Origin of the sequence: Planktothrix sp. FACHB-1365 (assembly GCF_014697575.1) — a bacterium.
Classification (GTDB): domain Bacteria; phylum Cyanobacteriota; class Cyanobacteriia; order Cyanobacteriales; family Microcoleaceae; genus Planktothrix.
Map to the genome: position 1 here is coordinate 63,933 of NZ_JACJSC010000010.1, position 14,218 is coordinate 78,150.

Here is a 14,218-nt window from a genome sequence, read left to right on the forward strand (position 1 = left end):
ATTTTCATTGGTAATAAACGCTTTTAATTCAATATCAATCATCAAATATTTCAGCTATAAAAGTTTGTTTAAATTTTCACTTCATTTTTTGAATTTAGAATTTTTTCTGATAACATTATGAACACGATTAAAACACTTTGCCCCTTTTGTGGTGTGGGTTGTGGTTTAGAAATTGTCTCTACACCAACTTCCGATCAAGACATTAAGCGGGATCAACACGGAAACCCAATTTGGAAAGTCCGAGGCGATCGCCAACATCCCTCTAGTCAAGGTATGGTCTGTGTTAAAGGAGCTACCGTTACAGAATCCATTCGTCGCGATCGCCTTTTACACCCCATGATCCGAGAAACCTTAGATCAACCCTTCCGACAAGTGAGTTGGGATGAAGCCTTAACTTTAATTGTGGATCAAATCAATAGCGTTCGCAGCCAGTATGGTTCTGATGCCTTGTGTATGTACGGTTCTGGTCAGTTTGTTACAGAAGATTATTATGTCGCTCAAAAACTGATCAAAGGGTGTTTAGGAACCAATAATTTTGATGCTAATTCTCGTTTATGTATGTCTTCTGCTGTATCAGGTTATGTTCAAAGTTTAGGTGCTGATGGCCCCCCCTGCTGTTATGATGATTTAGAATTAACGGATTGTGCGTTTATTGTAGGCAGTAATACCGCCGAATGTCATCCGATTGTTTTTAATCGTTTTGCCAAATATCATAAAAAAAATCCTGACGTTAAATTAATAGTTGTTGACCCTCGACATACCCAAACCGCCGAAGCCGCCGACTTGCATTTACCCATTCGCCCTGGAACGGATATTGATTTATTTAATGGCATTGGTTATTTATTATTAAGATGGGGAGATATTGATGCAGTTTTTATTGATGAATGTACTCGCAACTTTCAACAATATGCTCAACTTTTACAATCCTATACCCCCGAAATTGTTGCTGAACGTTGTGGAATTACAATCGAAGCGTTAGAAACAGCCGCCCGTTATTGGCAACAATCAAAACGAATTTTATCGTTATGGTCAATGGGATTAAATCAGTCTTCCGAAGGAACTGCAAAAGTGCGATCGCTGATTAATCTACACTTAATGACGGGTCAAATTGGTAAGCCCGGATGTGGCCCCTTTTCCCTCACCGGACAACCCAACGCCATGGGAGGACGAGAAGCGGGAGGTTTAGCCCATCTATTACCCGGTTATCGCTTTGTCAGTAACCCTCAACACCGGGCTGAAGTTGAACGGTTTTGGGGAATTCCTGAAGGTCGCATTTCTCCGGCCCCCGGACGCACCGTTTGGGATATGATTATCGGTTTAGAACAGGATGAGGTACAGTTTCTCTGGATCGCCGCTACAAATCCAGCCGTTAGTCTACCCGATCTCGAACGTACCAAAGCCGCCCTATTAAAATCCCCCTTTACCGTTTATCAAGAAGCTTACTATCCCACCGAAACCTCGGCTTATGCCCATGTCCTCCTCCCCGCTACCCAATGGAGTGAAAAAACTGGGGTGATGACCAACTCAGAACGCCGTGTTACCTATTGTCCAGGGTTTGATCAACCTCTGGGAGAAGCTCGACATGACTGGGAGATTTTTGCCGAAGTCGGACGACGCTTAGGGTTTAAAGAACAATTTGCCTTTCAAACCTCGGCGGATGTTTATGCTGAATTTGTCCAACTTACGTCAGGTCGTCCCTGTGATATGTCGGGGTTAAGCCATGACCGTTTGCAACACCAAGGGCCAACCCAATGGCCTTGTCCCGCAGGAAGTACGGAGTCCGGTCGCCAACGCTTATACACCGATAATCATTTTGCGACCCCCGACGGTCGGGCAATATTTGGGGGATATCATTCTAAAGGGTTAGCTGAACCCAGTGATCCGAATTATCCCTATGTGTTAACAACAGGTCGTCTGTATGGTCATTGGCACACCCTCACTCGCACCGGAAGAACCAACAAAACCCAACAAATGCACCCCGACCCGTTTATTGAGATTCATCCCAAAGATGCAGCGAATTTAGGGATTGAAAATGGTGATATTGTTGAAGTGCGTTCTCGGCGGGGAAGTTGTCAATTTCCGGCTAAAGTAACCGCTTTTATCGCCCCTGGAACTGTATTTGTCCCGATGCACTGGGGGGCATTATGGGCATCGGACGCAGAAGCCAACACGTTAACCCACCCTCATGCCTGTCCCGACTCTCGCCAACCGGAATTAAAAGCCTGTGCTGTCCAACTGAAATCAGTTATCAGTTATCAGTTATCAGTCATCAGTCAAGAAGTGGATAGTTGATTAACTCTTAACGCTTTTACTAATCACTAAATATCGATAGAAACTGGGTTTTTTGGGTTCTCGCTGGTTAGGGAACCTTTTGCGATGTCCATCGACTATTAAAGTAAGTCAGGAGTTAGGAAAATTGCTGACTTGCCTTTTCCCCAGATAGCCTCGGAATTCTGATCACAACTGTTAAAATCTTCTCTCAGGATGATGTAAACGCCCCCAGAAAGTTTTAGTTTAAAATCAAGGAAAGAATTCACCCTTTTCTCAAGTTGAGTAGACCTATGAAACCGACATTAACCTTAGCGACATTGGTATTAGCAGCCAGTTCTATGCTTCCAGCTTATGCTGTGATGCCTAATAACCCCATTAACACAACTTCTTCAAGACAGTCCTCTCAAGATTTAATTCTAGCTCAAAATAATTTTGATCAATATCGTCAACAGCGTCATGCACAGTTAGAACAGCAAATGCGGGAAGAGGTGAAAAAACCTCAATATAACAATTTATCTCAAGCCCAAAAAGCTCAAATGATTCGGGATGCTCATAATGCCCTCGATCAAAGTTTAGATCGGGAATATGACACCTGGAAACAACGGCAATCTAATAATGGCCGTAATAATAACAATGGTCGTTATAATAATGGTCGTTATAATAACAATAATCGCAATAATAACAACAATCGTAACGATCGCTATAGCCAACAATCATTTGATCAATATCGTCAACGCCGTCATGCGGAGTTAGAACAGCAAATGCGACAAGAGGTGAGAAAACCTCAATATAACAATTTAACCTCAGCCCAAAAAGCCCAAATGATTCGAGATTCTCATACTCAGTTAGATCAACGTTTAGATCAAGAATATGAAGCTTGGAAACGGGGTGATACCAACGGGAATTATAATAACGGTCGGTATAATTCAGGAACTTATAATGGGAGCGATCGCTATGATCGTTATGATCGCACCAATCAAACCTATCCCCAACCCTATCCCAATAATGGTCGTTACACTCGTTAATTGTAGGGTGTGTAAGCAACGCGCACGCACCATCTGGGATGATTTATCAAAGGAAAATAGAGCCTTGAATTAAAATTCAGGCTCAAAGCTTAAACCTATTAAAATAGGTTAAAAAATTAATAAAGCTAAAACTTTAGTTGGTTAAAACTGACTAAAGTTTTTAATATACAGAAATTCCCTATGCGTATGGGGATTTACAATGTCGTTTGATTGTGAGTGAAGATAGAAACAACTTTTTATTGATTACTTTGGGATGGGAAGATGATGTACAGGTTCATGGATGTTTGGTTCATATAGAGGTGATTGGCGATAAAATTTGGATACATCGAGATGGATTAGAGGATGGAATTGCCAATGAGTTAGTTAAGGCAGGAATTCCTAAAACTCAAATTGTCTTAGGGTTTCATCCTGCTAATATTCGTCCTTACACGGAGTTTGCTGTTAATTAATAATAAAAACTTCAAGACTGAGATCATTTTCTCAGTCTTAAAGTTGACATCCTTCCCCCACATTTTTGTAGGAAAACACTAATTGCCTTAATCCTAAAATATAGTTTCTAGCAATCAGTAAAACTAGATAAATTTGAAATCTTGGTATTTTGAAATCTGTGTGAGATTAGTGTCAACGACAACAGCCAGAACATCGTTACCTTTCCAAATCAAAGTATCAATTACTCCTGGAGAACCTGCATCTTTCTCATACCGAGTAGTCAGTGTGTACTCTCCTATGTTACCTGTAACTTGAATTTTATCTCCTTGATTCCGGTTAAAATCCTCAATGTAAGACCAACTGCTAGAACCGGCATATCCGTAGTATCTCTGCCCGTTATAAATATGACCTAAAACAAAAGTATCGGCTCCTAAATCTCCTCGTAATCTATCACGTTCTACAGAACCAACATTATATCCATCTAAAACATCATTACCTGAACCTCCATTAAGATAATCATCGCCAGAGCCACCTAATAATTGATCGTCGTTATAATCTCCATATAAAATGTCATTGCCAGAGTCTCCACTTAGCGAATCATTGCCATAACCGCCATGCAAATTGTCAAAGCCGTTACCACCAATGAGGGTATCCCATCCGCTATCATCGCCACCATAGGCACTGTCATTACCATCGCCACCACTCAGATAATCATGACCATTCTGACCATGTAGTTGATCATTTCCTCCATTACCGTACAACCAATCATTTCCTGCATTACCATAAATTTGATCATTATAGGGACTACCAGGTAGATAGTCACTGTTACCAGTTCCATAAATGTCAGCCATATTCAATTCCTCCAGAGAATTAAGTTTTTAGTGTTTAGACTTGAATTGAGGTTGGGTTAAGCAAAGCAAAACCCAACAGCTACATTGAGATTTTTCGATCTGAATCTCTGCCTTAAGACTTGGAACTACCTTTGTTTAGATGAGCAGCAATAGTCATACCAGTAATAATGGCTTGAGCAGTATGGTTAGGTTCTTTAGATCCCTTTTCGGCGTACCCTTTTTCTTTACTGCTTGTTACTTTTTTATCCATGCTTTCAGACATTGATTTTGCCTCCCTTGCTTAGAAGTTAAAATGAAAAGTTAAGAGTCATTAGAAAGTGATTAATTACCTTTCTGATAAATAGATTAAGGCGAATTTCTTTAAGGGTCAGTAGATTAAAGTCACTCATTTAAAAAATGACCTTTTTAGCGTTAAAAGGGTGATAAAGTTACCCATAGTTAACCAAAGTCAGCCAAAGTCATCTATAGTTATTATTAGAGGCTGCGACTTACCAGTGGATACATCTATGGACATCAATTCAGTCTTGGACTTTATCAGTTCACAACTCATGGCCAAGAAGCTCAAAACCTTGAGTACCCTTGAAACTACAATCTTGAGAGAGGCGTGGAAGGGTAAAGATGGCAAAAGTTATGACGAAATTGGAAATAGCGAAGGGTTTGCAGGTGAAAGTGTTAAGACTGCTGCATACAAGCTTTGGCGAAGGTTGTCAAACTTATATGAAGAAAAGGTAAATCGGGATAATGTGCAAGCGGTTGTAGAGCGTTACTATAATAAAGTTGCGATCGCCTCTCCCTCCACACCTATACTTCCTGCACCTAATTTTATTGATAGTAACAATACGATCGCCATTCCTGAAAATATTGTTAACGAAAATATTAATTTCATCGGTCGTGAAAATGCGATCGCTCACCTTAAAACCAAAATCAATCAAGGTGCAAAAATTATTTTAATTCAAGCCGCCGCAGGAATTGGGAAAACAACTTTGGCTACAGAATTTCTGAAAAATCAAAATTTTGATAAAATCTTATATTTGACGATGGCGAAGGAAAGAGAAACTATCTCGCCTGTTGAAACGATTGTTGAGGAATGGCTGAAAAAGGACTTTGAGGAGGAACCTGGACGGGATTTTATGGTATCATTAGGACGGCTAAAACGACTGTTACAAACTCAAAAAATTGGGATATTAATTGATAACTTAGAACCTGCACTGGATTCTGAATTTAGATTTATTGAACCCCATCGACGTTATATCGAACTATTGAGGATGTTAACAGATCCGATGGTGCAGTCAGTAACTTTAATCACCAGTCGTGAACGTTTGTGTGAAGGGGATATTACGGTTGAAACCTACCGTTTACCAGAGTTAGACTATTGTGCCTGGAAACAATATTTTGAATATTATCAGATTAATAATCATGATTCTATTTTAACTGAAATGCACAAAGTCTATGGGGGAAATGCCAAGGCGATGCGAATTTTGTGTGGTGCAGTTCAAGAAGATGATCAAGGAAATATTCAAGCTTATTGGAATTATAACAAAGCTGAAATTTTAGCTAAACCCGATTTGAAAAATTTAGTGAATTCTCAGTTTAAGCGCTTGCAAGAACTTGATATTAATACGTTTAAATTATTATGTCGGTTGGGATGTTACCGCTATCAAGATGTTCCGACTGTTCCTTATAATGGGTTATTGTGTTTATTATGGGATGTTCCAGAAGGCGAACAGCGCAGGGTAATTGAGTCGTTAAAAAATCGCTCTTTAGTGGAATTTAAGCAGGGTGAGTTCTTTCTACATCCGATGATTAGAGAAGAAGCGATCGCACGTTTGAGAAAAAGTGAAGATTGGGAAACGGCTAATATTAAAGTTGCAAAATTTTGGACGGAGAGTGTTGAGACTGTTGAAAATGTACAAGATGCGTTGACAGCTTTTGAAGCTTATTATCAATACTTAAATATTAATGACTACCACCAGGCTGCTGAGGTTATTATTAAAACTAGAACAAATAGTAAGTGGAGAATGCCTCATGAATTAGGAATAAATTTTTGGCATTTAGGACTTTTTAATAAAATTATTTTTGACACTGAATACATTATTGATAATATTAAAATTGAAACTTATAAAGGGCATCTTTATAATATCATAATATACCCTTATATCCAGATTGGAGAAATTAATAAATCAGTTATTTTATGTAAAAAATTAGAGGAGATAGCCAAAGAGTTACTACAGTCAAAACCAGAAAGGACGATTATAAAGCAATGTTATGACTTTCAAAGTATTTCTTTTTTTATGAGGGGGATTTGTCAAATTGAGCTAGGAGAACTTCAAGAAGCTTTAGGTTATTTTGAAAAATCTCTATCTATTGATGTAAAATATGGAAATGAATGGTATGCTTTTGGAGACAGATTTTTCTTGGCTTTCTTAAAATCATGCTTAGGTTTAAAAGAAGAAGCCTTAGAAATAGCTGATATTATTTACAATCAAATATCCGAAAATAATTGGGATCTTTGGATTGGAGGATATAGTTATTTATTTCTTGGTTTAACTTATAAAAACCTAAAACAAATAGAAAAAAGCTTTGAAATGTATTTTTCAGCAATTGTATTTGCTCAGGAGAGTAAGTATATTCAAGTAAAAGCAAAGTCTTTAACAGGTTTAGGAGAACTTTACCGAATGCAAGGGGAATTTGCAACCGCACTCACCCATCATCAAGAATCGATAGAAATTTTAGAAAATATTGGGGCAAAATGTGATTTAGCTGAAGCTTATTATCAACAAGCTTTAACCTATCAAGAGATGGGGGATAGGGAAAACAGCAAACCTAATTTTGATAAAGCAATTAAACTCTTTGAAGAAATTGAAGCACCTCGACAGGTTGAGAGGGTGATAAAGTCAATCATTTGAGAAAAAAAGGTTATTCTAGCAGCTTAGTGGAACTTAAACACCTTTGCTGATGCCATTGGAGCCTTTCGCACAGCGATATCTTTTCGATTTGTGGAGTGGCTCCAGCATAATAGGGATATATTTGCAGCCTACAAAACAAGTTTAAACTTGATTTGAGCTTAATATTTGTTTAAATCCCAATAACCCCATTTACAATAATCCTTCAAGTCGTTTCCGAATATCATCCAGTTCAGGAGAGGCAAATTCGGGTTCCTCCTGTTCCTCTTCTAAGGGGTCGGCTTCAATTTGCCAGTCGGTTTTATCCACATTCTGTTCGGGGGGAATCGCTAACTCTCCAGATGCAATCAGTTCCCAGTCATAGTCAACGCTTTGGCAAAAGTCCTTAATTTCCTCTGCATCAAGAGCTTCAACCAGTGGCGTCGGGAAATCCTGAGCCTCCAGCAGCAAGCCATAGCGGGTGGCATCATCCTCATCTTCAAACATTAACACTTTATTGCGATCGCCCATCTGAATCGTATGAATCCCCTCATTTTCTGTTCCCGCATTGAACAGCAGCACGTAAACTCGCATAGCTTTTCATGAAGTTGTAATAACTATAGCTTTACTATCTTACAGCCAAACCGTCAAAATTTTTCCAGGGTCTGCCTGATTGTTTTGGGTAACACTCTTCTGTAAGATGACATTGAGAAAAAAACTTTTATTTTTGATAACAGTCAATGCAGCTTGTTGATTTATCCCGTCAATCTTTAGCTTTGCAACGGTTTATTCAAGATCAAACCTTATGTCCCCCCACATTTAATTCCACTATTTGTGATCAGGATGAGATGTATTTATTTGCCTTAGCTAATCACGGTATACCGGAGCGCGCCTGTATTCGTTATTATTTTAATGGCCGTCGAATTTTAGATACAGTCCGACAGGTTTTAAACTGGAATTTTGAAGATTTAAGTCGAATTTCATCCTTTTTAGATTTTGCCAGTGGTTATGGACGTTTCACGCGGTTTTTAGTTCAGGATATCCCTCCTCAAAAAATCTGGATTTCTGATATTTATGCTCAAGCGGTAGAATTTCAAAAAGAACAATTCGGGGTTCAAGGAATTGTTTCGACAACCTATCCCCAGGATTATCCAATTCAACAATCCTTTGATTGTATTTTAGCTTGTTCTTTCTTTAGTCATCTGCCTGAAGCTACGTTTTTCTCGTGGTTACAAAAACTCTATTCTTTGCTTTCTCCCCAAGGAATGTTAATGTTTAGCGTTCATGATCGACTTTTATTACCTCCCCATTTAGCCATTTTACCCTCCGATATTTTATTTATTCCTAATAGTGAAAGTCGCAGCTTAGATGTTAATGAATATGGCACAACCTATGTCGGTGAAACCTTTGTAGCTAATTGCCTAAATACCATTAGTAAAGGAGAAGCCATTTATTCTCGAATTCCCCAAGGAATTTGTCGCTATCAAGATTTATATCTCGTCACCCGCCATCTTCAAAAACCCTTATCTTCCCTAAAATTTAGTCACAACCCTCAAGGAAAAATAGAACAGTGTGAATTAACCTCAGAGGGAAGCCTTTTATTAAAAGGATGGGTATCAGAAATTAATCCCCATAGCCAATTAGAAGAAATTTTAGTTTTCGTCAATGGAACGTTAATTCAAAATTCTTTACTCTCTATTCACCCCTCAGCAACTGAGTCTCAATGGTCTTGGTCTTGTCAAGTTCCTCTGGGTAAAAATTCTCAACAATCCATTATTTTAATTAAAGCTATTAATTCCCAAGGATTAGAATGGGTTTTTGAAACAACAACTGTAGAAAATTTAATTGAAATCTATAGTAATCTTTTTTGACACTGTTAAAAAATGTAAAAAAGACAAAATAAATAGATTTTTAGCTATTTTATCCCTGTTTCCAAGGGTTACAAGTTATTTAAGAATTGATCTCTATACGGTTTTTTCGTAAAGGGGTTTGAATCGCCAGTGAGTTTATAATTTTAGCACAGAAAATTATTGTTATAGTTCAAATTTATCGTGATTTTAACATATCTATTAAAATCTTACCAAAATTTTACCGATATTTTACGAATTATCTCTAAAACATTGTTAAAAATCATCCTGATTCTGTACGCTAACAAGAGTCTACTATTCCAGAGGCAGAGGCCAGAAAACAAGATCAGATTCCAGGGATGTGTTTGTACTTCCTGAAATCGGGTTAATCGATATTAAAATGTTGTTTTCCTCTGTAACCCTTTTGTTGTTTACCCTAAAGTACAATGCTAAGTTTTGAACCCATGTCTAACCCAGTTGCTAGAGAAACAATAACCTCTAACCCAATTGTGACTGTATTTGATAGTGAAGTAGATACTCTCATTGGAGGTGATGGTGCAGATTCGTTCTTTTTGCGTCGAAATGGAGATCAAATTTCCCCCTTAAGCCCTGCTGCATCACTCATTGGTACGAGCAAAGATGATACTTTAGTTGGAACAATTAATCGTGATGTGATTACAGGTCGAGATGGAAATGATATGATTTCCAGTTTCCTAGGAGATGATTTTATTGAAGGACAAAATGGAGATGATATTCTATTTTCAGGTCAAGGGAATGATTTAGTCATCGGAAATTCAGGAATTGATACCCTATTTGGTGATGTCGGAGTTGATACGGTTTATGGGGGGCCAGACCCAGATCTTGTGTTTGGGAATAATGATCAGGATACCCTGTTTGCAGATGGTGGAGATGATAGTCTTTATGGAGGTCAAGGAAACGATAGTTTGATTGGGGGGACAGGAAACGATTTACTATTAGGAGATCGCGGTAATGATACGCTTTTAGGGATTTCTAGTGATAGTTTAGGATATACTTTAATTACTGATTTTAATGGAGATGAAGATAAATTACTTTTAGGGGGTGTTCCTGAGTTGTATTCAATTGATAGTTCTCCTCGAAATGTACCGGAAGGGGTTGCTATTTTCAAACAGAATATAGATGGTTCAAAACAATTATTAGCCATTGTTCAAGGAGATATTGCATCGACGTTTGATAGTAATCAATATGTCTTTATTTAATCCTTCCCTGAACTTAAAGCCACCCCCTCAATTCAAGAGTAGGGGGGGTGGCTTTAAATTTTTGGCTGAAAAACATCTAAAAATTGACTGTTATAGGGTTCTAGGGACTTAAAGATTGATGTAAACAAATGTGAACTATTTTAAAGCTATTCCTCGATTTTTGAGTTAATTTTTAAAGATTTTATAAAATTTTCGGGTAATCCTATTCATTTCTCCTTTAATTAATGATACGGCAACTACAATATTAAGTAATCCCAGATGGAAGAAAGCAGGAGGAAAGCTCACCCAATCTTATAACCATTCTCATCCTTATTATAAATAGGAAATTATACTGTGAAAAAATGATACAATCAAGCCCTAATTTACTGAATAGAAATATAATTTCTTTCGTAAGTTCTATTGATGGTTTATTAGAAAATTGGGGTTATAAACGGATTGGCACTCCTTGGCAACAAGTAGAATATAATCCCCAATTTCATCAACCGGATGTTACCGATATTCAGCCGGGAGAAAGGGTTTATGTTCGTTTTGTGGGATATCGAGATGGCGATAGAATTTGCTGTCCGGCCAAAGTCAGTCGAACTTTACCCAAGGGATTAAAATAATTCAGTGTTTTTATCGTCTCCCATTAAAATAAGGATTGGGATCTTCTGCAATCCATCCTAATTCGGAATTATAACGAATTTCGAAATGCAAATGGGGTGAGTCACTATCCGGTTGTCCGCTAGTTCCCACTGTCCCTAATCCATCCCCTAAATTGACAGGTTGACCGACTTTTACATTAATTGTATCCAGATGAGCATAACGGGTTTGTTTCCCCGACCCATGATTAACAACCACTAATTTTCCATAACCTTCCCGTTGTCCTGCAAAAGCAATTTTTCCTGCTCCAACGGATAACACCGGAGTTCCCACCGTTGCGGTTAAATCTAAACCACTGTGGAACACCACGCGACCCAAAACCGGGTTTAATTGCCAACCATAACCCATTTGGATGCGGGTCGGTTGGGGGAGGGGATAGCCCGATAGGACAGAGAAAGCCGGAACAGGGGGGCCTTTGGGCGACCAATTCACACCGGGAAGAAACAACGCTATGGGTTGAGTTTGACACCCATTGACTTCAAAAACCACATCAGGACGAGCATTATAAGCTTTAACAACGTCTTGCCAAGACCGACCCGCCGGAATTTCCACTTGAATGCCATTGTAAGGTGGAATCAGAATTTCTGCTCCCAGAGGTGCTGACCCCCGTTGTAAAATCGGATTCATCCCCAGTAACGTAGCAGGAATTAAATTATATTGACGGGCGATACTTTCCACCGTTTCCCCAGCAGCCAGACGATGACGTTTTAAACGAGATAAAACCGGGGATGGACAAACCGCTTGAGCTTCTTGTTGAGCTTCTTGTGACTTCACCGAGGGTACAGGACTCGCGAATATCCCCATCAGATTTGCGATCAATCCCAACAATACTATTCCTAAGCGTTCAAACCTCATGATCATGGATTCATTAAACTTAACTTCAAATGAGCGGATCACCTTTGGCTCCCCCAGTGAGTGATCAGCACTCTGGTTTGGGCGAGTCGCTGTATCAACATTGTGGCGCACAGATCACAAACTGAAGGTTCAAGATGTGCTAATTAAAGTTAAAGAGTCGTTATTCAATACTCTTACTCTTAAGATTAGAGGACACAGAACCTGTTCCGCTAGACCCCCAACAGAATTGTATTTCCAGACGGCAACACAGATGGATTTATCTTTCAAACAGTTTACGGTATATCTGGCTTTACTCTCCCTCGGAGGAGGGGCGGGATGGTTAGGAAGTCGCTATGTCCAAACCAACAACCCCACCCAATTATCGGCGACCGTCGCCGTCGTCAAACCCTTGCCAACGGTTGCCCCTCCAACGGTTTTAGAACAACAAGTCATTGACCGTAGTAGTCCGAATTTTATTGCCGCCGCCGCAGAAATTGTTGGCCCGACGGTGGTTCGCATTGATGCCACTCGCAAAACAGAACAAGATGTCCCCGATGCGTTTAAAAATCCTCTGTTTAAACGGTTCTTTGGGACTCAAATGCCCAACCCAGAAGAACGAGTTCGTCGAGGGACAGGTTCAGGATTTATTCTGCATTCCGATGGCCGAATTATTACCAATGCTCATGTTGTGGATGGGGCGGATAGCGTTCAAGTCACCCTCAATGATGGTCGCGTTTTTGAAGGGAAAGTTAAAGGGGTTGATCCCATAACGGATGTAGCGGCGGTGAAAATTGACAGTAAGGAGTTACCCACAGCCCCCATTGGGTTCTCGGAGAATTTAGTTCCGGGACAGTGGGCGATCGCCATTGGCAATCCTTTAGGATTAGATAATACCGTTACCATTGGCATTATTAGCGCCACAGGTCGTTCTAGTACCCAGGTTGGAATTCCTGATAAACGAGTTCGCTTCATTCAAACCGATGCCGCCATTAACCCTGGAAATTCTGGGGGGCCATTGTTAAACGATCAAGGTCATGTAATTGGGATTAATACAGCAATTCGCGCGAATGCCCAAGGGTTAGGATTTGCCATTCCCATTGAAACAGCGATTCGGATTGCCAGTCAACTGTTTACCAAGGGTAAAGCCGATCATCCTTATATAGGGGTGCAAATGGTGGAACTGAGTCCGACGGTCAAAGCGGAAATGGATCAACAACTGGAAGTGAGTCTCACCCAAGATACCGGGGTGATTGTGGTACGAGTGGTAGAAGAGTCTCCGGCGGCTCAAGGCGGAATTCTCAAGGGAGATATTTTGGTGAAAGTAGATGGTGTTGCGGTCAACACTCCGTCTCAAGTTCAAGAGCAAATTGAAACCAGAGCCGTCGGAGAGGAACTTCCGATTGAAATTAATCGCCAGGGTCAACAAAAAACCCTAATCGTTAAAACCGGGGTATTCCCCGAATCTGCTTTAGCCGGGGAATTTAATAATTAGAGTTTTTCCACCTCGCTCTGAAGATGCTAGGCTACCAAACTCCCGCCCGCCCTTGGGTGTAAACCGGATTACTTGGAGTCAATGGAATTAGTTCGACAGAGGTTTTCTTCTAAGTGCATCCGTTGTTCCATCTGACGTAAAAAGTAACCCGTCATCATTGCCGATGCTAACAGACCTGCCAAGTTTTCCCGGTTGGTTGTAATCTGCACGTCGAAGTGATCGGAGGGTAATACCCCGACTAATCCTTGAACGTTTTTACTAATAATTTCTTTAATTTCTGAACTGGCAGACTGAGCCACCGTTGCCAAAACATCAGGATGCTGACTTTGCAGGTAGGTCAACAACGGGTTTTCGGCGGTCTCTTGAACATCAGATTTGAGAAAGTCAGGGTTAAAAACCATGATGTGCGTCTCTATGTCAGGCTTATGCTATTGTTGAGACTCCTGCGCTGACAAACACGGTGTCGCGAAGGAGTCTTGATTGACGGAAACTCGCTGTTTAGCAAAATTGCTAACAAGTCTTACAGTTCTCCACCAGCTTGAAGTTGTTTGACAGTCTCCGCGCTCAAGGGACGGAGATTCTTGAGGATAGACCTAAAAGGGACAGTCAAAAGAGTTGCCCTAGTCGGTCGCACTCAGTAAGTTATCGTTATGAATTCCATCTTATCACACCCCATCAAAAGCGCTAGGCAAGGGGAGTCAATTCCG

General features: G+C 39.9%; 13 protein-coding genes. 8 read left to right on the forward strand and 5 right to left on the reverse strand.

Annotated features, from left to right (window positions below; all coding sequences use genetic code 11):
• The first annotated feature begins 117 nt into the window (after window positions 1-117).
• The 3 genes from H6G57_RS13655 (at window position 118) to H6G57_RS13665 (ending at window position 3,745) form a co-directional block, all read left to right on the forward strand.
• A complete protein-coding gene (locus tag H6G57_RS13655) occupies window positions 118-2,292 on the forward strand; it encodes a molybdopterin oxidoreductase family protein (protein WP_190519387.1) in 2,175 nt (724 codons plus the stop codon).
• 269 nt (window positions 2,293-2,561) lie between these two features.
• Window positions 2,562-3,296: a hypothetical protein gene (locus H6G57_RS13660; protein ID WP_190519389.1), complete on the forward strand. Its 735-nt coding sequence runs from the start codon at window positions 2,562-2,564 to the stop codon at window positions 3,294-3,296.
• A gap of 173 nt (window positions 3,297-3,469) precedes the next feature.
• Complete coding sequence (locus H6G57_RS13665) at window positions 3,470-3,745, forward strand: XisI protein (protein ID WP_190519534.1); 276 nt, start codon at window positions 3,470-3,472, stop codon at window positions 3,743-3,745.
• Window positions 3,746-3,868: 123 nt separating this feature from the next.
• Here H6G57_RS13665 and H6G57_RS13670 read toward each other — a convergent pair whose 3' ends face one another.
• Together H6G57_RS13670 and H6G57_RS13675 are read right to left on the reverse strand one after the other, a co-directional pair.
• Entirely contained in the window at window positions 3,869-4,576 is a 708-nt protein-coding gene (locus H6G57_RS13670; protein WP_190519390.1) for a calcium-binding protein, read from the reverse strand.
• Between the two features lie 112 nt (window positions 4,577-4,688).
• Window positions 4,689-4,838 carry a hypothetical protein gene (locus H6G57_RS13675; protein ID WP_190519392.1) on the reverse strand — a complete coding sequence of 50 codons (150 nt, stop codon included), beginning with the start codon at window positions 4,836-4,838 and terminating at the stop codon, window positions 4,689-4,691.
• 244 nt (window positions 4,839-5,082) lie between these two features.
• Between H6G57_RS13675 and H6G57_RS13680 the strand changes: the two genes are divergently transcribed.
• Entirely contained in the window at window positions 5,083-7,482 is a 2,400-nt protein-coding gene (locus H6G57_RS13680) for a tetratricopeptide repeat protein (protein WP_190519394.1), read from the forward strand.
• 189 nt (window positions 7,483-7,671) lie between these two features.
• Here the strand turns inward: H6G57_RS13680 and H6G57_RS13685 are convergent, their stop codons facing one another.
• Window positions 7,672-8,052 (reverse strand): DUF3110 domain-containing protein, encoded by a 381-nt coding sequence (locus H6G57_RS13685; RefSeq protein ID WP_190519396.1) that lies wholly within the window; start codon window positions 8,050-8,052, stop codon window positions 7,672-7,674.
• 146 nt (window positions 8,053-8,198) lie between these two features.
• On the opposite strand from H6G57_RS13685, the gene H6G57_RS13690 reads away from it, so the two are divergent.
• The 3 genes from H6G57_RS13690 (at window position 8,199) to H6G57_RS13700 (ending at window position 11,148) form a co-directional block, all read left to right on the forward strand.
• Window positions 8,199-9,329, forward strand: coding sequence for a class I SAM-dependent methyltransferase (locus H6G57_RS13690; RefSeq protein ID WP_190519398.1), 1,131 nt, complete (start codon window positions 8,199-8,201; stop codon window positions 9,327-9,329).
• A 422-nt stretch (window positions 9,330-9,751) separates the two neighbouring features.
• Complete coding sequence (locus tag H6G57_RS13695) at window positions 9,752-10,543, forward strand: calcium-binding protein (RefSeq protein WP_242048975.1); 792 nt, start codon at window positions 9,752-9,754, stop codon at window positions 10,541-10,543.
• Window positions 10,544-10,884: 341 nt separating this feature from the next.
• Window positions 10,885-11,148: a hypothetical protein gene (locus tag H6G57_RS13700; RefSeq protein ID WP_190519400.1), complete on the forward strand. Its 264-nt coding sequence runs from the start codon at window positions 10,885-10,887 to the stop codon at window positions 11,146-11,148.
• Between the two features lie 10 nt (window positions 11,149-11,158).
• On the opposite strand, the gene H6G57_RS13705 is transcribed toward H6G57_RS13700, so the two are convergent.
• The gene (locus H6G57_RS13705) at window positions 11,159-12,040 is read right to left on the reverse strand and encodes a M23 family metallopeptidase (protein ID WP_190519401.1); all 882 of its coding nucleotides are present in this window, start codon (window positions 12,038-12,040) and stop codon (window positions 11,159-11,161) included.
• Between the two features lie 250 nt (window positions 12,041-12,290).
• Between H6G57_RS13705 and H6G57_RS13710 the strand changes: the two genes are divergently transcribed.
• The gene (locus H6G57_RS13710) at window positions 12,291-13,511 is read left to right on the forward strand and encodes an HhoA/HhoB/HtrA family serine endopeptidase (RefSeq protein ID WP_190519403.1); all 1,221 of its coding nucleotides are present in this window, start codon (window positions 12,291-12,293) and stop codon (window positions 13,509-13,511) included.
• Between the two features lie 68 nt (window positions 13,512-13,579).
• Here H6G57_RS13710 and H6G57_RS13715 read toward each other — a convergent pair whose 3' ends face one another.
• Window positions 13,580-13,912, reverse strand: a complete 333-nt coding sequence (locus H6G57_RS13715; RefSeq protein ID WP_190519405.1) for a DUF760 domain-containing protein — start codon at window positions 13,910-13,912, stop codon at window positions 13,580-13,582.
• Window positions 13,913-14,218: the final 306 nt, after the last annotated feature.

Excerpts from the sequence above, each read along its gene's own strand:
- H6G57_RS13655 (WP_190519387.1), top strand. The coding sequence starts at position 118 with ATGAACACGATTAAAACACTTTGCCCCTTTTGTGGTGTGGGTTGTGGT.
- H6G57_RS13660 (WP_190519389.1), top strand. The coding sequence starts at position 2,562 with ATGAAACCGACATTAACCTTAGCGACATTGGTATTAGCAGCCAGTTCT.
- H6G57_RS13670 (WP_190519390.1), bottom strand. The coding sequence starts at position 4,576 with ATGGCTGACATTTATGGAACTGGTAACAGTGACTATCTACCTGGTAGT.
- H6G57_RS13675 (WP_190519392.1), bottom strand. The coding sequence starts at position 4,838 with ATGTCTGAAAGCATGGATAAAAAAGTAACAAGCAGTAAAGAAAAAGGG.
- H6G57_RS13680 (WP_190519394.1), top strand. The coding sequence starts at position 5,083 with ATGGACATCAATTCAGTCTTGGACTTTATCAGTTCACAACTCATGGCC.
- H6G57_RS13685 (WP_190519396.1), bottom strand. The coding sequence starts at position 8,052 with ATGCGAGTTTACGTGCTGCTGTTCAATGCGGGAACAGAAAATGAGGGG.
- H6G57_RS13690 (WP_190519398.1), top strand. The coding sequence starts at position 8,199 with ATGCAGCTTGTTGATTTATCCCGTCAATCTTTAGCTTTGCAACGGTTT.
- H6G57_RS13695 (WP_242048975.1), top strand. The coding sequence starts at position 9,752 with ATGCTAAGTTTTGAACCCATGTCTAACCCAGTTGCTAGAGAAACAATA.
- H6G57_RS13700 (WP_190519400.1), top strand. The coding sequence starts at position 10,885 with ATGATACAATCAAGCCCTAATTTACTGAATAGAAATATAATTTCTTTC.
- H6G57_RS13705 (WP_190519401.1), bottom strand. The coding sequence starts at position 12,040 with ATGAGGTTTGAACGCTTAGGAATAGTATTGTTGGGATTGATCGCAAAT.
- H6G57_RS13710 (WP_190519403.1), top strand. The coding sequence starts at position 12,291 with ATGGATTTATCTTTCAAACAGTTTACGGTATATCTGGCTTTACTCTCC.
- H6G57_RS13715 (WP_190519405.1), bottom strand. The coding sequence starts at position 13,912 with ATGGTTTTTAACCCTGACTTTCTCAAATCTGATGTTCAAGAGACCGCC.